The following is a 20,433-nucleotide window of genomic DNA, read 5'->3' on the forward strand; positions in this document are numbered from 1 at the left end:
GGCCGCGGTTCCCGCCTGCGCCGCCGTCACCGATGCCGCCGCAGCCCCGGCCGCGACGGCTGAGCGCCCCGGAGCGGGGGCGGCGGCTTCCGACGAGGGACGCGCCCGCGCGGCGGCCGGGGTGGGGGCCGCCCCCTCCGCCGCCGTCCGCCGCTTGTCCGACGTGGTCGCCATGCAGCCATTCTGCCCCCTCGGCACCCGCGCTGACCTGCGTGTCCACTGCGCGGACCGCCGTTGGACAACACGCGGACGGACCAGCAGGGCGCCAGTCGGTGCCCGAGCCACGACCACCGGAACCCGGGTATCAGCGTCAATGTCAGTGCCGGGGGGCACGATGGGTGGCATGGCCGGGACCGCACTCGACGACTTCTCCCCCGCGACACGCAACTGGTTCACGGGGGCGTTCCACGCACCCACCGCCGCCCAGGAAGGCGCGTGGCGGGCGATCGGTGCGGGTTCCGACGTGCTGGTGGTGGCTCCGACCGGGTCGGGCAAGACGCTGGCGGCGTTCCTGTCCGCCTTGGACCGCCTCGCGTCCGCGCCTGCCCCGGCTGACGCGAAGAAGCGCTGCCGGGTGCTGTACGTGTCGCCGCTGAAGGCGCTCGCCGTGGACGTGGAGCGCAACCTGCGCAGCCCCCTGACGGGTATCCGGCAGGAGTCGGCGCGCCTGGGCCTGCCGGAGCCCGAGGTGCGGGTCGGGATCCGTTCCGGTGACACTCCGGCCGCCGAGCGCCGTTCGCTGGCCGTCCGACCGCCGGACATCCTGATCACGACGCCCGAATCGCTGTTCCTGATGCTCACGTCGGCCACCAGGGAGGCGCTGACGGGTGTGGAGACGGTGATCCTCGACGAGGTGCACGCCGTCGCCGGCACGAAGCGGGGCGCCCACCTGGCGCTGTCCCTGGAGCGGCTGGACGAGCTGCTGCCACGGCCGGCGCGCCGCATCGGCCTGTCGGCGACGGTCCGGCCGGTGGACGAGGTGGCCAGGTTCCTGTCGCCTCAGCGGAGGGTGGAGGTGGTGCAGCCGCCGTCCGGCAAGGAGTTCGACCTGTCGGTCGTCGTACCCGTGGAGGACCTCGGCGAGCTGGGGGGCTCGCCCGCGGCGGACGCGTCGGGCGCCGACGGCGGCGACAGGCCGTCGATCTGGCCGCACGTGGAGGAACGGATCGCGGACCTCGTCCAGGACCACCGGTCGACGATCGTGTTCGCCAACTCGCGGCGCCTGGCGGAGCGCCTCTGCAACCGGCTGAACGAGATCGCGTACGAGCGGGCCACTGGCGAGCCGCTTCCCGAGGACGCGCCGCCGGCCGAGATCATGGCGCAGTCCGGCGCCGCCAAGGGGGCCCCGCCCCTGCTGGCCAGGGCGCACCACGGCTCGGTGTCCAAGGAGCAGCGGGCCCTGGTCGAGGAGGACCTGAAGGCGGGACGCCTGCCGGCCGTGGTGGCGACGTCCAGCCTGGAGCTCGGCATCGACATGGGCGCGGTCGACCTGGTCGTGCAGGTCGAGTCGCCGCCGTCGGTGGCGTCCGGGCTGCAGCGCGTGGGGCGTGCCGGGCACCAGGTGGGCGCGGTGTCCCGCGGCGTGGTGTTCCCCAAGTACCGGGGCGACCTGGTGCAGGCGGCGGTGGTGACGGAGCGGATGCGGCGGGGCGCGATCGAGTCGCTGCGGGTGCCCGCCAATCCGCTGGACGTGCTGGCGCAGCAGCTGGTCGCCACGGTGTCCCTGGACACCTGGCAGTACGACGACCTGCTGGCCTTGGTGCGGCGGGCGGCGCCGTTCGCCTCCCTGCCCGAGTCGGCGTTCGCCGCGGTGCTGGACATGCTGGCCGGCCGCTACCCGTCGGACGCGTTCGCCGAGTTGCGGCCGCGCGTCGTGTGGGACCGGGTCACCGGGGCGGTCACGGGGCGCCCCGGAGCCCAACGGCTCGCCGTCACGTCGGGCGGCACGATCCCGGACCGCGGCCTGTTCGGGGTGTTCCTGGCGGGAGCCGACCCGAAGAAGGGCGGGGGCAGGGTCGGCGAGCTCGACGAGGAGATGGTCTACGAGTCCAGGGTGGGCGACGTGTTCACCCTGGGCACGTCGTCGTGGCGGATCGAGGACATCACGCGGGACCGCGTGCTCGTGTCGCCCGCTCCGGGCGTGCCGGGGCGGCTGCCCTTCTGGAAGGGCGACCAGCTGGGCCGCCCGCTCGAACTGGGCCGGGCGGTGGGCGCGTTCCTCCGGGAGGTCGGGGCGCTGGCGCCGGACGACGCACGGCTTCGGCTCGTCTCGGCGGGACTGGACGCGTGGGCGGCCGACAACGTGCTGGCCTACCTGGAGGAGCAGCGCCGCGCCTGCGGCCACGTGCCGGACGACCGGACGATCCTGGTGGAGCGGTTCCGCGACGAGCTCGGCGACTGGCGGGTGGTGGTGCACTCCCCGTTCGGAGCGCAGGTGCACGCCCCGTGGGCGCTGGCGCTCGGCGCCCGCCTCGCGGAGCGGTACGGCATGGACGCGCAGGTCATGCACGCGGACGACGGGATCGTCCTGCGGCTCCCTGACGCCGATCTGATGGGCCTCGACCTGCTCGACCAGGATCAGGCCGGTCCCCCGGGGCCGGAGTTCGACAGCGAACAGGCCCCGGTCGGAGCCGGCGACGTGCTCTTCGACAAGGGGGAGGTCGACCGGGTCGTCACCGACGAGGTGGGCGGCTCCGCGCTGTTCGCGTCCCGGTTCCGGGAGTGCGCGGCGCGGGCACTGCTGCTGCCGCGCCGCAACCCGGGGCGGCGGACCCCGCTGTGGCAGCAGCGCCAGCGAGCGGCGCAGCTGCTCCAGGTGGCAAGCGAGTTCGGCTCGTTCCCCATCGTGCTGGAGGCGGTGCGGGAGTGCCTCCAGGACGTCTTCGACGTGCCGGGGCTGCGGGAGCTGATGGGCGACATCGAGGCCCGCCGCGTCCGGCTGGTCGAGGTCACCACCTCGGAGCCGTCGCCGTTCGCCCGGTCCCTCCTCTTCGGTTACGTCGCACAGTTCCTGTACGAGGGTGATTCGCCGCTCGCGGAGCGGCGGGCGGCCGCGCTGTCGCTGGACTCGCGGCTGCTGGCCGAGTTGCTGGGCCAGGCGGAACTGCGGGAGCTGCTGGACCCGGAGGTCCTGGTCGAGTTGGAGCGGGAGCTGCAGTGGCGCACCGAGGACCGGCGTGTGAAGGACGCCGAAGGCGTGGCGGACGCGCTGCGCGTACTGGGGCCGCTCACCGAGGGGGAGCTGGCCGAGCGGGGCGCCGGCCCGGCCTGGGCGGAGGAGCTCGCCGCCGCCCGCCGCGCCATCCGGGTCCGGATCGGCGGGTCCGACCACTGGGCGGCCGTCGAGGACGCGGGGCGGCTCCGCGACGCGCTGGGCACCGCCCTGCCGGTGGGTGTGCCCGAGGCGTTCACCGAGCCGGTGAAGGACCCGCTGGGTGACCTGCTGGCGCGGTACGCGCGCACCCGCGGCCCCTTCACGTCCGCCGAGGCGGCCGCCCGGTTCGGCCTCGGTGCGGCGGTCGCGGACGGCGCCCTGCACCGGCTCGCTGCGGCCGGCCGGGTGGTGCAGGGCGAGTTCCACCCGTCGGGCATGGGCCAGGAGTGGTGCGACGCGGCGGTCCTGCGGCGGCTGCGGCGGCGCTCGTTGGCCGCTCTCCGCCAGGAACTGGAGCCGGTGCCGCCGGCGGCGCTGGCCACGTTCCTGCCGCAGTGGCAGCACATGGGCGCGGGGCGCCTGCGGGGCGTCGACGGACTGGCCCGGGCGATCGAGCAGCTCCAGGGCGCCCCCGTGCCGGCGTCCGCCCTGGAGAAGCTGGTGCTGCCGTCCCGCGTGCGGGACTACGGCCCCGCCCTCCTCGATGAGCTCACCACGACCGGCGAAGTCCTGTGGGCGGGCGCCGGCGCGCTGCCCGGCAAGGACGGCTGGATCTCCCTCTACCTGGCGGATGCGGCCCCGCTGCTCCTGCCGGCGCCGCACCCCCTGGAGTTGACCGCGCTCCACGAGTCGGTGCTGTCCGCCCTGTCCGGGGGCTTCGGTCTCTTCTTCCGCCAGATCGCCGAACAGGTGCGTGCCACCACCCATCCGGACGTGACGGGCCCTCAGCTCGCCGACGCCCTGTGGGACCTCGCATGGAGCGGCCGCCTCACCAACGACACCCTCGCCCCGCTGCGGGCGCTCCTGGGCTCGGGCCGCACCGCCGGGTCGACCGCCCACCGGGCCAGACGCCCGGTCCCGCGCGGCCGGTACGGCACGCTCACGGCGACCGCACTGGGCGCGGCGTACGGGTCGGCCCGCGCGCCCGGACGCACCGCGTCCCGCTCCGGGCCCCCGACCGTGGCGGGCCGATGGGCCCTGCTCCCGCCGCCCGAGCCGGAGCCCACCCACCGCGCGCACGCCTTGGCCCGCACGCTGCTCGACCGGCACGGCGTGGTGACCCGCGGTGCGGTGGCGGCTGAGGGCGTCGAGGGCGGTTTCTCGGCGATGTACCGGGTGCTGTCCGCGTTCGAGGACAGCGGCCAGGCCCGCCGCGGCTACGTGGTGGAGGGGCTGGGTGCTGCGCAGTTCGCGATGGACGGCGCCGTGGACCGGCTGCGCGCGGCGGCCACGGCTCGGGAGCGGGGTGACGACACCGGGGCGCCGCAGGCAGTGGTGCTGGCCGCCGCCGACCCGGCCAACGCGTACGGCGCCGCGTTGCCCTGGCCGGACCCTCCCACGGAGGCGGGCCACAAGCCCGGGCGGAAGGCCGGCTCCCTCGTCGTCCTGGTGGACGGCGAACTGACGGTCTACATGGAGCGGGGCGGCAAGACCCTGCTGTGCTGGTCCACCGATCCCGACTCTCCCGCCTTCCAGGCCGCCGCCGTGGCCCTGGCCGAAGCCGCCCGGGCGGGTGCCCTCGGCACGGTGACGGTCGAACGCGTCAACGGCGCCCCGGCCCTCACGTCGCCCCTGGCCCGTCCGCTGGAGGCAGCCGGCTTCCACACCACGCCCAGGGGCCTTCGCCTCCGCCCGTAGCCCCCGGCAACCGGCCCCGCCGCCCCGCACCACACCCGACACCCGACGGTCCTCTCCGGGCCCTTTCCGGGCCCTTGACCTCAAGTCGACTTGAGGCACCAAGGTCGTCCGCATGACCGACGAGACCGCAGACATCAAGGCCATCGAGCAGGTCGTGGCCACCGTGCAGCGCACGCAGCGCGACAGGGACGCCGAGGGCTTCCTCGCGCTCTTCCATCCCGATGCCCTCTGGACGACCGCCCACGGCAAGGTCCTCATCGGCTTCGACGCGATCGCCGAGTTCACCCGCGCCGTCCTGCCCGGGGCGACCTGGGACGGGGAGGTCACGTACGAGGCGGTGCACACGCAGTTCCTGCGGCCGGATGTGGCGGCCGTCAAGGTCCGGCAGGTCTACCGCTCGGCGGCGGGCGACACGGAGAGCGCCCCGCTGTACGTCATGACCAGGCAGGAGGACGGGGCCTGGCTGCTGCACGCCTGCCAGAACACCGAGGTGCGGGTCGACTGACGACCGACCGAGCCGCCCGGGCCGCGCCCCAGCCGAGCCTCCCGGATCGACCTGGCACGCGCCCACCCTCTCCGCACTACGGCGGCCTTGCGGCTACGCGGCCTTCGCCTCAACCCGCCGCGCCAGACCCCGCGCGGCGTGCAGGCGGCACGCGTCAGCGGCCCTCGCGGCTCGCGGGGCACCACCCCCGCCCCCACGGCGCCCCGCCGGTCCACGGCAGCTTCCCGGCCCTCACATGTCACGGGGCGCCGCCCCAGAAGGCCGTCCACGCCCCCGACCGCAGCGTCAAGGCACCCTCTCGTGGCCCGCCCACCCCATGCCATCGCCCACGTTCCGGCATTCCGAGCCCCGCACCGTACCTCCGGTCCCCTCCCCGCAAGGCGGGTCTCGCGCATCATGGATCCATGCCCGAAGGAGACACGGTGTGGCTGACGGCACGACGGCTGCACGAGGCGCTGGCGGGGCAGGTCCTGACCCGGTCGGACCTGCGGGTGCCCCGGCTGGCGACGGTAGACCTGACGGGCCGGGCCGTCCTCGACGTCACTCCTCGGGGCAAGCACCTGCTCACCCGTGTGGACGGCGGGCTCACCCTGCACTCGCATCTCCGCATGGACGGCTCCTGGCAGGTGTACGCCCCGGACGAGCGCTGGCGCGGCGGCCCCGGGCACCAGATCCGCGCCGTCCTCGGCACGGCGGCCCGCACCGCTGTCGGTTACCGCCTCCCCGTGCTGGACCTGCTGCGGACGACCGACGAGGCGACCATCGTCGGCCACCTAGGACCGGACCTGCTGGGCCCCGACTGGGACCTGGCCGAAGCCGTGCGGCGACTGTGCGCGGACCCGACGCGTCCGCTCGGTGAAGCCCTGCTCGACCAGCGCAACGCGGCGGGCATCGGCAACGTCTACAAGTGCGAGCTCGCGTTCCTCGCCCGGGTCAGTCCCTGGCTGCCGGTCGGTGACCTCCCGCCGGACGTGCCCGCCAGGCTCCTCGCCACGGCGCACCGGCTCCTCGACGCGAACAAGCACCGCTTCGAACGCCGCACCACCCCGCCGGGCAGCCGGCCCGACCGCCCCCTGTACGTCTACGGCCGCGGCGGCCGGCCCTGCTACCGCTGCGGCGCCCCGGTCCGCCGGCACGGTGCGGAGGACCTGCCCGACGACCGCATCACGTACTGGTGTCCCGGCTGCCAGAGCGGCCCGGCCCCGGCTCCTCCGGCTCGGGGCCGGGGGCGGGGCCCCGGCCCCGGCCTCTGACGGCCCGGACGACGTCCCACACCACGCTGCGCACCACCTCGGGAAACGAGTCCCGCACCACAGCCAGCCACCGGGCGCGCCGCCCCGCATGCCCACGCCGCGGCCGGGGCGCCGCCGCCACGTGGACGGGCAGCAGGCTGAGGCCCCAGCCGCCGGTGGCGGCCGCGTACTCGACCAGGCCCGCCCGCTCGGGCACCAGGGCCAGCCGCAGCACGGCCCACCACCACAGTCCGCCCAGTACGAGCGCCGGCACCAGCGCCGGCAGCGGGACTCGTCGCCCTACCATGTGGCCGCCTCCTCCGGTCGACGCTAGACCGGGGCGATCACCGGGCGGCAGGGCGCACCGGTGCGGCCCACGGCGCATCCGGCGCCCCTTGCCACGCCCGTACCGCAGCCGCCCCGCGGCTGGTCCCGGCGATGGCCCCGGTCCGGCGGACGCACGTCAGACGCTCTCCGCCTGGAACATCCACGCGTGCTTCTCGAGGTCCGCGGTCAGTCCGATCAGCAGGTCCTGCGTGACCGGATCCGGCTCCTCGGTGGCGCCGATGCGTTCACGCATCCGGCCGATCACCGCGCCGAGGGCGTCCACCATGATCTGTACGACGTCGGCGTCCTTGATCCAGCCTTCCGGTACCCGCCCGATGGCGCTGCCGGAGGCGATGGTGGCGGCCCGGCCGTCCGGGTTGACCCCGAGGGCCGAGGCACGCTCGGCGACGGTGTCGGAGTGCTGGCGGGCCGTGGCCACGACGTCATCGAGTTGCAGGTGGATGGAGCGGAAACGCGGCCCGACCACGTTCCAGTGCACCTGCTTCGATGCGAGGGCCAGGTCGACCAGGTCGACCAGTGCTCCCTGGAGGGCCTCGCCGACGATCTTCAGGTCGGCGTCAGGAAGCGGGCTCTTGATGACGGACATCCGTACCTCCCTTTCCGCGGGCATGGCCCACCGTGGCAGTCCACCGTGACGCATGCCACACAAAACGGGCATTCACTGCAAAGCGAAAGCCCCGGTCCGGCACCGAGTACCCGACCGGGGCTACACCCCAAACGTCGATCGACGAACGTCGCCGCGTCAGGCAGCGACGACGTCCACCGCTTCCGCAGGCGCCTTGATGGTGACCCGCTCCGTCGGCACACCAGCCACCGACGTCACGGACACCGAGTTGAGCATCGGGCGCACCGGCGACGGCACCGGCTCGCTGGCCGCTGCCGATTCCGCCAGCTCCGCCAGCGACAGCTCGTCACTGACCTCTCGCATGAGCTCGGACATCCGTACGTCCAACGCGTCGCAGATCGCGGAGAGCAGTTCGGAGGAAGCCTCCTTCTGCCCCCGCTCCACCTCGGAAAGATAGCCGAGCGATACTCGGGCGGACGAGGAGACTTCGCGCAGAGTACGGCCCTGGCGCTGGCGCTGCCGACGCAGCACGTCACCAAGCAGGCGACGGAGCAGAATCATCGGTGGCTCCCTCCTCGGACCGCGTAACCGCATCCTTCACGCCCCACCGTACCGCCTCGCGCTGCGGCCGTGCGGGGAGCGATGACGTGTTCACTCAGGGCTGCAAACATCAATTCCCCCCGTTCTGTTCCGTATCCTTTGCCCGCGCATTATCCGAGAGTTCGCTCGCGAGCAGATCGAGCACGCTCCGCACACTCTCTCTACGGATTTCCGCGCGGTCCCCGTTCAACCGCAGCGCGGCCACCTTCCCTGCCGCGCAGCCGCCTTCCGCGTCCGCCGACGCGGGGCGGCACACGGCCACGTACACCGTGCCCACCGGTCGGCCGTCCTGGGGCTCCGGGCCCGCGACCCCGGTGGTCGCCACGCCCCACTCGGCCCCCAGCCGGTCCCGCACGCCGCGGGCCATCTGCAGCGCGACGTCCGGGTCGACGGCTCCGCGCCGCTCCAGCAGTTCCTCCTGCACCCCCAGCAGCTCGCGCTTCAGCACGGTCGCGTAGGCGGTGACGGAGCCGCGGAAGGCGCGTGAGGCGCCGGGTACGGAGGTGAGCTCCGCGGCCACCAGGCCGCCAGTGAGGGACTCGGCGACGGCCACGGTCTCGCCGCGCTCGGCCAGCAGGCGCAGCACACGCTCGGCCACCGGTTCGGTGCTCCCGGTGCACAGCGGCTCCGTGGCCGCTCGCCCGCCAGCCGACCGGTCCTGCGCGGCACCACCGCCCGGGGCCGGCCCGGGGCCGTCCGCGACAGGGCCGGCGGCGTCGCGGCCGGCCGGTCCCAGCAGCTCCTCGCCCCGTTTCACCGCGGCGGCTCCGCGGGGGCCCCGGCCGCGTCGGCGCCCGTGCCGGGGGCGGCCGCGGCCTTCTGCCGCTCCCTCTCCTCGGAAAGGCCCCTGCGGCGCAGCACGATCGCCTGACGGACGTAGTCGAGCCCCGTGGCCACGGTCAGCACCACGGCGACGGCCATCACCCACCAGCGCAGGGTGGCGAGCGGGCCGGTGAGGGCGAGCACGTACATGCCCACCGCGGTGCCCTGGGCGAGGGTCTTCAGTTTGCCGCCGCGGCTGGCCGGGATGACGCCGTGCCGGATGACCCAGAACCGCATGAGCGTGATGCCGAGCTCCCTGGCGAGGATCACACCGGTCACCCACCAGGGCAGCTCCTCGAGTGCGGACAGGCAGATCAGCCCGGCCGCCATGATCGCCTTGTCGGCGATCGGGTCCGCGATCTTGCCGAAGTCCGTGACCAGGTTGTACGTGCGGGCCAGGTGCCCGTCGAACACGTCCGTGATCATGGCGACGGCGAAGGCGGCCCACGCCCAGGCCCGCCAGGCGGGGTCGTAGCCACCGTCCTGGAGCAGCAGCACCACGAAGGCGGGCACGAGGACCAGCCGGACCATGGTGAGGATGTTGGCGACGTTCCACAGGCTGGCCTGGTCGACCGCGGCCGCGCCGAGCTTGCCTCCGGGTGCTCTCCTCCCCGTACCGCCCGCAGCGGACGCCGGGACACCGGTCATCTGCCCGCCTCCTCGGCCACGTCGATCACCTCGGCCACCAGGTCGACGCCTTCGGTGCCCACCACCTTCGCCGTGACCATCCGGCCGACCGCGAGGCCCGCGGCCGCCGGGAAGAGGACCTGCCCGTCGGTCTCGGGTGCCTGGTGGGCTGCGCGGCCGGCGGCTGCGTACTCGTCCTCGTCGAGCGGCTCCGGGCCGTCGCTCTCGACCGACTCGACGAGGACCTCCAGGGTCTCTCCGAGGCGCTCCTCGGCGCGCTGCGCGGTGAGCTCCTCGGCGAGCCGCGACAGGTGGGCCAGCCGCGCGTCGACGACCTCCTGGTCCAGTTTGGCCTCGTACGTGGCGGCCTCGGTGCCGTCCTCGTCCGAGTAGCCGAAGACGCCGATGGCATCCAGCCGCGCATGGGTGAGGAAGCGTTCGAGTTCGGCGAAGTCCTCCTCGGTCTCCCCGGGGAACCCGACGATGAAGTTGGAGCGCACACCGGCCTGCGGCGCCTTGCCGCGGACGGTGTCCAGGAGCTCCAGGAAGCGGTCGGTGTCGCCGAAGCGGCGCATGGCGCGCAGCACCGCGGGCGCCGAGTGCTGGAAGGACAGGTCGAAGTAGGGGGCGACCTTCTCGGTCGACGTGAGGACGTCGATGAGGCCGGGGCGCATCTCGGCGGGCTGGAGGTAGCTGACGCGGATGCGCTCGATGCCGTCGACGGCGGCGAGCTCCGGCAGCAGGGTCTCCAGCAGGCGGATGTCGCCGAGGTCCTTGCCGTACGAGGTGTTGTTCTCGGAGACCAGCATGATCTCCTTCACGCCCTCCCCCGCGAGCCAGCGCGTCTCGTTCAGGACGTCACCGGGGCGGCGGGAGACGAAGGAGCCGCGGAAGGACGGGATGGCGCAGAAGGAGCAGCGCCGGTCGCAGCCGGAGGCCAGCTTGACGGAGGCGACGGGACTCGTGTCCAGGCGGCGGCGCAGCGGGGCGCGCGGCCCCGACGCCGGTGCGACGCCTTCGGGCAGGTCCTCCACCGCGGGAGTGTCGGGCGCGTCGGCGGTCTGCGGGGCCCCGTGGCCGGGCAGGGCGACGGAGGCGGCGGCGTCCTGGCGCTCCACGGGGCTCAGCGGGAGCAGCTTGCGCCGGTCGCGGGGGGTGTGCGCGGCGTGGCCGCCGCCACTGAGGATGGTCTGGAGGCGGTCGGAGATGTCGGCGTAGTCGTCGAAGCCCAGCACGCCGTCGGCCTCGGGCAGCGCCTCGGCGAGCTCCTTGCCGTACCTTTCGGCCATGCAGCCGACGGCGACGACGGCCTGGGTGCGGCCGTGGTCCTTGAGGTCGTTCGCCTCCAGCAGGGCGTCGACGGAGTCCTTCTTGGCGGCTTCGACGAAGCCGCAGGTGTTGACGACGGCGACATCGGCGTCGGAGGCGTCCTCGACGAGCTCCCAGCCGTCCGCCGCCAGGCGGCCTGCGAGCTCCTCCGAGTCCACCTCGTTACGGGCGCAGCCAAGGGTGACAAGGGCGACGGTACGGCGTTCGGGCATGGACTCAAGACTACTTCGTCCCGGCGGCCCGTCCGGCGCACAGGTCGGCTGCCGGCCCCGCGGCCCCGTGTGTCGCCCCTCTCACCGCTCAGGCCCCGCCCGGCTGCCGATCGGGCGGGGGCCGGGCGGGGCCTGAGGAGGGCGCCCGCGGAAGGAGGCGGACTCAGCCCGCCTGGGGGTCGCCCTTGGTGTAGGAGAGGCGCTCGACGGCCCCCGGCGCGAACTCGTCCTCGACCTTCTTGCCGTTGACGAAGAGCTCGATCGCCCCGGCGTTGCCGAGGATGAGGTCGAGCCGCTCGTCGTCCTGGAAGGTCTTGGAGTCGCCCTTGAGGAGCAGCCCGTCGAAGAGCAGCTTGCCGTCGCGGGCCTTGGCGGAGATCCAGCTCTTGTCGTCGATGGCGGTGAGCTTGACCGTCACCTTGTCCTGCGGCACGGCGGCGATCGCGCTCTCGGACGGGACGGGCTGAGCCGGCTCGGCCGGGGTGGGCCGGACCGTCTTGGGCGAGGCGGTGGGCGTCACCGCCGGGCCCTCGGCCACGGATTTCGCGCCGCCGCCGGCGTCCCGGCCGAACACCGTGAAGCCGACGAAGCCGATGACCACGACGATCGCGGCGACCATAGCGGCGGTCCAGTTGGGCCGGCGCCGCTCGGGCCGGATGCGCTCGGCCTCGAACAGCGGGGCGGCGGGGGTGGGGGCGGGACGGCCTCCGTGCGCCGCGTCGTACTGCTCGACCAGCGCCTCGGGATCGAGGCCCACGGCGCGGGCGAGCGTGCGGACGTGCCCGCGGGCGTACACGTCACCGCCGCACCGCGAGAAGTCGTCCTCCTCGATCGCGTGCACGATGGGGATGCGCACACGGGTGGAGTTGCTGACCTCCTCGACGGTCAGCCCGGCGTCGATGCGGGCCTGCCGGAGCGCGCGGCCGATCGAGGGCCGGTCGTCCTCGATGGGGTCGGGGGTCGAAGGCCGGTCGTCTTCGGGGGAGTTGCCGATGGACACGAGGGCGCCTTTCGAGCGTGTAGCCACCTGCTGGAGGTTCAGTCTAGGGGTGGTGCGAAAGGGTGGAGCAACCGGGCGGACGCCGTTTGTACGCCATCGGAATGGCCGGCGGGCCGCGGTGCTGTCGGGGGGAGACACATATTGTGCGCTCCTTCGTCCAACTTGACGATCGGCCAAGGGAAACGGTTGCTCACAGTTCCCTTACGGGTGGGACACGGTCGGGCCGACCGTCACCGGACGGTGACGGAACCACCCTTTCGGCCGTTCCTCAGTCGCCGCTCTCGCCTCGGATGACCGCCAGTACCCCGTCCAGCTCATCCGGCTTGACGAGCACGTCCCGCGCCTTGGACCCCTCGCTCGGCCCGACGATGCTGCGTGACTCCATGAGGTCCATCAGCCGTCCCGCCTTCGCGAAGCCGACGCGAAGCTTCCGCTGCAGCATGGACGTGGAGCCGAACTGGGTGGTGACGACCAGTTCGGCCGCCTGGCACAGCAGGTCCAGATCGTCGCCGATCTCCTCGTCGATCTCCTTCTTCTGCTTGGTGCCGGTGGTGACGTCGTCCCGGAAGACCGGCGCCATCTGGTCCTTGCAGTGCCGGACGACCTCGGCGACCTCCTCCTCCGTCACGAAGGCGCCCTGGAGCCGCACGGGCTTGTTGGCGCCCATCGGCAGGAACAGCCCGTCGCCCTTGCCGATGAGCTTCTCGGCGCCCGCCTGGTCGAGGATGACGCGGCTGTCGGCCAGCGAGGACGTGGCGAAGGCCAGCCGCGACGGCACGTTCGCCTTGATCAGGCCGGTGACCACGTCGACGGACGGCCGCTGGGTGGCCAGCACCAGGTGGATGCCGGCGGCCCGCGCGAGCTGGGTGATGCGGACGATCGCGTCCTCCACGTCCCGCGGGGCGACCATCATCAGGTCCGCCAGCTCGTCCACGATGACCAGCAGGTACGGGTACGGCTGGAGCTCGCGCTCGCTGCCCTCGGGGGTCTTCAGCTTGCCGCTGCGCACGGCGGCGTTGAAGTCGTCGATGTGGCGGTAGCCGAACGCAGCGAGGTCGTCGTAACGCAGGTCCATCTCGCGCACCACCCACTGGAGGGCCTCGGCGGCGCGCTTGGGGTTGGTGATGATCGGCGTGATCAGGTGCGGGATGCCCTCGTACGCGGTGAGCTCGACCCGCTTCGGGTCGACCAGCACCATCCGCACGTCCTCCGGGGTGGCCCGCATCATGATCGACGTGATGAGGCAGTTGATGCAGGAGGACTTTCCCGAGCCGGTGGCGCCGGCGACCAGCACGTGCGGCATGGTCGCCAGGTTCGCCATCACGTAACCGCCCTCGACGTCCTTGCCGAGCCCCACCAGCATGGGGTGGTCGTCCCCGGCGGCCTCGGCCAGCCGCAGTACGTCGCCCAGCTTGACCATCTCGCGGTCGGTGTTCGGGATCTCGATGCCGACGGCGGACTTCCCGGGGATCGGCGAGATGATGCGCACGTCCGGGCTGGCCACGGCGTACGCGATGTTCTTCGTCAGCGCCGTGATGCGCTCCACCTTCACGGCCGGACCCAGCTCCACCTCGTACCGGGTGACCGTCGGGCCGCGGGTGAAGCCGGTGACGTCGGCGTCGACCTTGAACTCGGTGAACACGTTCCGCAGGGACGCCACGATCGCGTCGTTCGCGGCGCTGCGGGTCTTGCCGGGGCCGCCGCGCTCCAGCAGGTCAAGGGCCGGCAGCGCGTAGGTGACGTCCCCGGAGAGCCGGAGCTGCTCGGCCCGCGCCGGCAGCGGCCGGTCCTCGTCCCGCAGGGGTGCGGGCTTCGTCAGGTCCGGTACGGCCCCCGGGGGCACGGCTCCGGGCGCTCCCTTGCGCGCCCCTGCGCGCGCCGGCGGTACGGCCGCGGGGGTTCCCTCGGCCGCCCCGCCACGGGCCCTGTCCCGGTCGGCGGTGACGTCCCGCGTCAGGTCGGCGACCAGCGGCGAGGGCGGCATGCCGTTGAGGACGGCGCCGTCCAGGTCGGCCGCGGCCGCCGCGGCGATGTCGAAGGCGTCCGGGGACCGCTCGAAGCCCGGTGCCTCCGCGCCCTGGTCGGCCCTGCGCGTACGGGACCGCCGGCGCCGCGACAGCGCCTCTTCCTCGGCCTGCTCCGGGTCGTGCCGGTCGGCTGCCGAGGGGGCGCCGGCGCGCCCGCGGGAGCGGGCCGGCAGCGCCTCGCGCCACTGCTCGTCGTACCGCAGGTCGTCGTCGCCCGCCGCCCGCCCGCGCGGCTCGACGATCCCGAGGCGTTCCCCGAGGGCGCGCAGCCGCCGCGGAATGGCGTTGACGGGGGTCGCGGTCACGACGAGCAGCCCGAACACGGTGAGGAGGACGAGCATCGGTACGGCGAGGACCTCGCTCATCAGGAACACGAGCGGTGTGGAGGCCGCCCAGCCGATGAGGCCGCCGGCGTCCTGCATGGCCTGTGCGCCCGCGTCCCGCCCCGGGGCGCCGCAGGCGATGTGGACCTGCCCGAGCACACCCACGACGAGCGCGGACAGGCCGACGACGATGCGGCCGTTGGCCTCGGGCTTCTCGGGGTGCAGGATCAGCCGGACGGCCATGGCGCCGACGAGCAGCGGGACGAGCAGGTCGAGCCGTCCGAAGGAGCCGGTGACCAGCATGTCGACGAGGTCGCCGACGGGCCCCTGGAGGTTGGCCCAGGTGCCGGCGGCGATGATCAGGGCCAGACCGATCAGCAGCAGGGCCAGACCGTCCTTGCGATGGGCGGGATCGAGGCCCTTGGCTCCGCGCCCTATGCCCCGCAGCATCGCGCCCAGGGCGTGGGCGAGACCGAGCCACACGGCCCGGACCACCCGGTAGACACCGCCCGTCGGCGACGGGGCGGGCTTCGCCGCGGCGGCCTTCTTGGCGGGGACCTTCTTCACCCCGGGCTTCCTGGCGGGGGCGGGGCGCGCGGCGGACTTCTTGGCGGGGGGTTTCGCGGAGGCCGCCTTCTTCGCGGCGCCGCCGGTCGTACGGCCGGCGCGCGGCTTCGCGGTGCCCGCCGTGTCCTGAGAACCCTTGCCGGACGTACGTGAGGCCATGGGGGTGAGGTTACCGGTGTGAGCGGCGGGGGACACGCGTCCGCCTGCTTCACCCGTTCGTGTCGCTCACCAAGGGACGGGAGGGTGACGTGTCTCCTGACAGCCGTTCAGGAGAGGGACGGAAGTGGCCGTCTGACGCGGTGCTCAGTCGGGCTGCGGGCCGCCGCCGTTCCCGGTGCCCGGCTCCAGGGCGTCCAGCGCCCGCCGCAGCCCGGTCAGCTTGCGCTCCAGGTGGGCGGCGGTGGCGACGGCCGCCGCGTCGGCGCTCTCCCCCTCCAGTTGCTTCGACAGCGCCTCGGCCTGCTCCTCGACCGCTGCGAGCCGCGCGGACAGCTCGGCGAGGATCCCCGCCGACTCCTTGGCGGCCGAGGGGCTCTGAGCGCCGCCCGCGCCCTCCAGCTGCAGCCGCAGCAGGGCGGCCTGCTCGCGGAGCTGACAGTTCTTCATGTACAGCTCGACGAAGACGGAGACCTTGGCGCGCAGCACCCACGGGTCGAAGGGCTTCGAAATGTAGTCGACTGCGCCCGCCGCGTAGCCGCGGAAGGTGTGGTGGGGGCCGTGGTTGATCGCGGTGAGGAAGATGATCGGGATGTCCCGGGTCCGCTCACGCCGCTTGATGTGCGCGGCCGTCTCGAAGCCGTCCATCCCCGGCATCTGGACGTCCAGCAGGATGACCGCGAAGTCGTCCGTCAACAGCGCCTTGAGCGCCTCCTCCCCTGACGATGCCCGGACCAGCGTCTGATCGAGCGCGGAGAGGATCGCCTCCAGCGCCAGCAGATTCTCCGGCCGGTCATCGACCAGGAGGATCTTGGCCTTCTGCACCATGGCCCGTCCTCCTCGCCCCGGCAGTTGGCCGGGTGCCGCCCCAGGGGACGACTCCCTTCCGCCGTCCGTCCTTGTGCCGGTCATGGTAGCCGCACCCCACCTGTCGCCACACCCTGTCACCGCGATGTCACTGTGCACGTACCGGAAACGCGGTGCGAGACCAGAAGGTTCCCCGGATGACGGGGTCTCACACGTCGTCAGCCACAGCGGGGCCGGTGGTACCGGCCCCGCTCGCCCCGCGCGGGCGGACTCCCCGCTTCCGCCCGCGGCGGGCCGGTCACGCTCCGCGCATCCACTGGTCCATGACGGAGAGCAGGTGGTCCGGGTCGACGGGCTTCGTGACGTAGTCGGAGGCGCCGGAGTCGATGGCCTTCTCCCGGTCGCCCTTCATCGCCTTCGCCGTGAGCGCGATGATCGGCAGGCCGGCGAACTGCGGCATGCGCCGGATCGCCGTCGTCGTCGCGTACCCGTCCATCTCCGGCATCATGATGTCCATGAGCACGACCGCCACGTCGTCGTGCTGCTCCAGGACCTCGATGCCCTCCCGGCCGTTCTCCGCGTACAACACCGTCAGGCCGTGCTGCTCCAGCACGCTCGTGAGCGCGAAGACGTTGCGGATGTCGTCGTCGACGATCAGCACCTTCTCACCCCCGAACTGGAAGCTGCGCCTCGGCTCCGGGGCCTCCCGGCCGGCCGACCCGGCCTCCTGACCGCCGTTCCGGTCGGATCCCGGCACTCCCTGCCCGGGCAGCGAGGGCCGCCGCTCCGTGGTGCCCGCCGCCCGTCGGCGGTGTCGCGCCAGCCCCCCGCCCGCACCTGCGGGGCGGGCACCCGGGGCTTCGGCCGGGAGCGCGGGCTCCGCCGCCGGCCGGCCGGGGGCCTGCTGCTGCGGGGCCGCCGCGGCACCCGGCTCCTCCACCCCTCCGGGCAGCGGCTCCCGCGGGGCGTGATCCCTGGGCCCGTAGCCGTGCGGCGGCAGCTCGTTGGCGTGCAGCGGCAGGTACAGCGTGAACGTCGAGCCGCGGCCCGGCTCGCTCTGCGCGTGGATCTCGCCGCCGAGCAGACGGGCGATCTCCCGGCTGATCGACAGGCCGAGCCCCGTCCCGCCGTACTTGCGGCTGGTCGTACCGTCGGCCTGCTTGAACGCCTCGAAGATCACCCGCATCTTGCTGGCCGCGATACCGATGCCGGTGTCCGTCACGGAGAAGGCGATCAGGTCGGCGTCCGGGTCGCTGAGCGAGCCGGCCTCCAGCAGCTGCTCCCGGATCGACGCCGGCACATCCGCCTTCGCCGGCCGGATCACCAGCTCCACGGCGCCCGTGTCGGTGAACTTGACCGCGTTCGACAGCAGGTTGCGCAGCACCTGCAGCAGCCGCTGCTCGTCGGTGTGCAGGGTCGCCGGCAGCTCCGGTGAGACCCGTACGGAGAAGTCGAGGCCCTTCTCCGCGGTGAGGGGCCGGAAGGTGGCCTCCACGTAGTCGACGAGCTGGACCAGCGCGATCCGCGTCGGGCTGACGTCCATCTTGCCCGCCTCGACCTTCGACAGGTCGAGGATGTCGTTGATCAGCTGGAGCAGGTCGGAGCCCGCGCCGTGGATCGTCTCGGCGAACTCGACCTGCTTCGGCGAGAGGTTGGCGTCCGCGTTGTCCGCGAGCAGCTTCGCCAGGATGAGCAGCGAGTTGAGCGGCGTGCGCAGCTCGTGCGACATGTTGGCGAGGAACTCCGACTTGTAGCGCATGGACACCGCGAGCTGCTCCGCCCGCTCCTCCAGCACCTGCCGGGCCTCCTCGATCTCGGTGTTCTTCACCTCGATGTCGCGGTTCTGACGGGCCAGCAGCTCGGCCTTCTCCTCCAGCTCGGCGTTGGACTCCTGCAGCGCCTTCTGCCGGCTCTCCAGCTCCGCGGACCGCTCCTTGAGCTGCTCGGTGAGCTCCTGCGACTGCTGCAGCAGCACCTCGGTCTTGCTGTTGACGCTGATGGTGTTGACGCTCGTGGCGATCATCTCGGCGATCTGGTTGAGGAAGTCCCGCTGGATCTGGGTGAACGGCTGGAAGGACGCCAGCTCGATCACCCCGAGGACCTTGCCCTCGAACAGCACCGGGAGCACGATGACGTGCGCGGGCGCGGCCTCCCCGAGTCCGGAGGCGATCTTCAGGTAGCCCGGGGGCACGTTGACCTGGATGGTGCGTTTCTCCTCGGCCGCCGTGCCGATGAGGGTCTCGCCGGGCCGGAACGCGGTGGGCATGGCCCCGGCCGAGTAGCCGTAGCTGGCCCGCATGCGCAGCTCGTAGGCGCCGTCCTCGTCGCCACCGGGCTCGGTGCCGCCGCCGGTGGGGACGGCCAGGAAGAACGCCCCGTGCTGGGCCGAGACCACCGGCGTCAGCTCGCTCATGATCAGCGAGGCCACGTCGTCCAGGTCGCGGCGGCCCTGCATGAGGCCGGAGATCCGCGCCAGGTTGCCCTTCAGCCAGTCCTGCTCCTCGTTGGCGAGGGTGGTGTCGCGCAGGTTGGCGATCATGGTGTTGATGTTGTCCTGGAGGACCTGGATCTCCCCGGACGCGTCGACGTCGATCTTCAGGTTGAGGTCGCCGCGGGTCACCGCGGTGGCGACGGCCGCGATGGCGCGCACCTGCCGGGTGAGGTTGCCGGCCATCTCGTTCACGGACTCGGTCAGGTCGCGCCACGTCCCGTCGACGTCCCGGACGCGGGCCTGACCGCCGAGGATGCCTTCGGTGCCCACCTCGCGGGCCACCCGGGTCACCTCCTCGGCGAACGAGGACAGCTGGTCGACCATCGTGTTGATGGTGTTCTTCAGCTGGAGGATCTCCCCGCGGGCGTCGATGTCGATCTTCTTGGTGAGGTCGCCCTTCGCGATGGCGGTGGTCACGGCGGCGATCTGGCGCACCTGGCCGGTGAGGTTGGACGCCATGGAGTTCACCGACTCGGTGAGGTCCTTCCAGGTGCCGGACACCCCGGGCACCCGGGCCTGCCCGCCCAGCTCGCCCTCGGTGCCCACCTCGCGGGCCACCCGGGTCACCTCGTCCGCGAACGACGACAGCGTGGTCACCATCGTGTTGACGGTGTCCGCGAGCTCGGCGACCTCGCCGCGCGCCTCGACGGTGACCTTCTTCGTCAGGTCGCCGTTCGCGACGGCCGACGACACCCGGGAGATGTTGCGCACCTGCGAAGTGAGGTTGTTGGCCATCACGTTGACGTTGTCGCTGAGGTCCTTCCAGATGCCCGTGACGCCGCGCACCCGGGCCTGACCGCCGAGGATGCCCTCGGTGCCCACCTCGCGGGCGACCCGCGTCACCTCGTCCGCGAAGTTCGACAGCTGGTCGACCATCGTGTTCACGGTGGTGACCAGATCGAGGATCTCCCCGCGCGCGTCGACGGTGATCTTCTTCGACAGGTCGCCGCGCGCCACCGCCGTCGTCACCTCGGCGATGTTGCGCACCTGCGACGTGAGGTTGTTCGCCATCGAGTTGACGGACTGGGTGAGGTCCTTCCAGGTGCCGGAGACGCCCTGCACCTCGGCCTGGCCGCCGAGGATGCCCTCCGTACCCACCTCACGGGCCACGCGGGTGACCTCCTCCGCGAAGGAGGACAGCTGGTCGACCATGGTGTTGAGGGTGTTCTTCAGCTCCAGGATCTCGCCGCGCGCGTCCACGTCGATCTTCTGCGACAGGTCACCCCGCGCCACCGCCGTGGTCACCTGGGCGATCTGCCGCACCTGGGAGGTGAGGTTCCCGGCCATGAAGTTGACGGAGTCGGTGAGCTCCTTCCAGGTGCCGGACACACCGTCGACGCGGGCCTGGCCGCCGAGCCGGCCCTCGGTGCCCACGTCCCGCGCCATCCGCGTCACCTGGTCGGCGAACGACGAGAGCTGCGCCACCATCGTGTTGACGGTGTTCTTCAGCTCCAGCATCTCCCCGGCCACGTCGACGGTGACCTTCTGCGACAGGTCACCGTTCGCGACCGCCGTCGTCACCTGCGCGATGTCCCTCACCTGACCCGTCAGGTTCCGGAACGCCGTGTTGACCGAATCCGTCAGGTCCTTCCACGTACCCGCCGCACCCGGCACCTCGGCCTGACCACCGAGCCGGCCCTCGACACCCACCTCGCGCGCCACACGCGTCACTTCGGAGCCGAACGCGGACAGTTGGTCCACCATCGTGTTGACGGTGTTCTTCAACTCCAGCATCTCGCCCGCGACATCGACCGTGACCTTCTGCGACAGGTCACCGTTCGCGACCGCCGTCGTCACCTGCGCGATGTCCC

12 protein-coding genes and 1 pseudogene are annotated in these 20,433 nt (G+C 72.8%); 3 read left to right on the forward strand and 10 right to left on the reverse strand.

Annotation, left to right across the window (positions count from 1 at the left end; all coding sequences use genetic code 11):
• Window positions 1-343 precede the first annotated feature (343 nt).
• From BJP40_RS13015 to BJP40_RS13025, 3 genes are all read left to right on the forward strand, one after another.
• On the forward strand, window positions 344-5,011 hold the full coding sequence (locus BJP40_RS13015; RefSeq protein ID WP_071280498.1) for an ATP-dependent helicase: 4,668 nt from the start codon (window positions 344-346) through the stop codon (window positions 5,009-5,011).
• 112 nt (window positions 5,012-5,123) lie between these two features.
• The gene (locus tag BJP40_RS13020; RefSeq protein WP_071280499.1) at window positions 5,124-5,516 is read left to right on the forward strand and encodes an SgcJ/EcaC family oxidoreductase; all 393 of its coding nucleotides are present in this window, start codon (window positions 5,124-5,126) and stop codon (window positions 5,514-5,516) included.
• Window positions 5,517-5,920: 404 nt separating this feature from the next.
• Window positions 5,921-6,769, forward strand: coding sequence for an Fpg/Nei family DNA glycosylase (locus BJP40_RS13025; protein ID WP_071280500.1), 849 nt, complete (start codon window positions 5,921-5,923; stop codon window positions 6,767-6,769).
• 100 nt (window positions 6,770-6,869) lie between these two features.
• On the opposite strand, the pseudogene BJP40_RS36290 reads toward BJP40_RS13025, so the two are convergent.
• From BJP40_RS36290 to BJP40_RS13070, 10 genes and pseudogenes are all read right to left on the reverse strand, one after another.
• Window positions 6,870-7,055, reverse strand: a pseudogene (locus tag BJP40_RS36290) (hypothetical protein); the annotation flags it as partial.
• A gap of 156 nt (window positions 7,056-7,211) precedes the next feature.
• Window positions 7,212-7,682, reverse strand: a complete 471-nt coding sequence (locus tag BJP40_RS13030) for a Dps family protein (protein WP_071280501.1) — start codon at window positions 7,680-7,682, stop codon at window positions 7,212-7,214.
• 156 nt (window positions 7,683-7,838) lie between these two features.
• Window positions 7,839-8,222: a helix-turn-helix domain-containing protein gene (locus tag BJP40_RS13035; RefSeq protein ID WP_071273064.1), complete on the reverse strand. Its 384-nt coding sequence runs from the start codon at window positions 8,220-8,222 to the stop codon at window positions 7,839-7,841.
• A gap of 109 nt (window positions 8,223-8,331) precedes the next feature.
• Window positions 8,332-8,859 carry a CinA family protein gene (locus tag BJP40_RS13040; protein ID WP_177204372.1) on the reverse strand — a complete coding sequence of 176 codons (528 nt, stop codon included), beginning with the start codon at window positions 8,857-8,859 and terminating at the stop codon, window positions 8,332-8,334.
• Between the two features lie 155 nt (window positions 8,860-9,014).
• Window positions 9,015-9,731 (reverse strand): CDP-diacylglycerol--glycerol-3-phosphate 3-phosphatidyltransferase, encoded by a 717-nt coding sequence (gene pgsA, locus BJP40_RS13045; RefSeq protein WP_071280502.1) that lies wholly within the window; start codon window positions 9,729-9,731, stop codon window positions 9,015-9,017.
• A complete protein-coding gene (gene rimO, locus BJP40_RS13050) occupies window positions 9,728-11,251 on the reverse strand; it encodes a 30S ribosomal protein S12 methylthiotransferase RimO (RefSeq protein ID WP_071280503.1) in 1,524 nt (507 codons plus the stop codon). The genes pgsA and rimO overlap by 4 nt, the downstream gene beginning before the upstream one ends.
• A 163-nt stretch (window positions 11,252-11,414) precedes the next feature.
• On the reverse strand, window positions 11,415-12,251 hold the full coding sequence (locus tag BJP40_RS13055) for a helix-turn-helix domain-containing protein (protein ID WP_071280504.1): 837 nt from the start codon (window positions 12,249-12,251) through the stop codon (window positions 11,415-11,417).
• Window positions 12,252-12,519: 268 nt separating this feature from the next.
• Window positions 12,520-15,327 (reverse strand): DNA translocase FtsK, encoded by a 2,808-nt coding sequence (locus tag BJP40_RS13060; protein WP_071280505.1) that lies wholly within the window; start codon window positions 15,325-15,327, stop codon window positions 12,520-12,522.
• A 144-nt stretch (window positions 15,328-15,471) separates the two neighbouring features.
• A complete protein-coding gene (locus BJP40_RS13065; RefSeq protein WP_071280506.1) occupies window positions 15,472-16,152 on the reverse strand; it encodes a two-component system response regulator in 681 nt (226 codons plus the stop codon).
• A gap of 277 nt (window positions 16,153-16,429) precedes the next feature.
• Window positions 16,430-20,433 (reverse strand): HAMP domain-containing protein (locus tag BJP40_RS13070; RefSeq protein WP_226962423.1); only part of this gene is annotated, 4,004 nt, incomplete at its 5' end.

The organism is Streptomyces sp. CC53, assembly GCF_001865245.1.
Classification (GTDB): domain Bacteria; phylum Actinomycetota; class Actinomycetes; order Streptomycetales; family Streptomycetaceae; genus Streptomyces.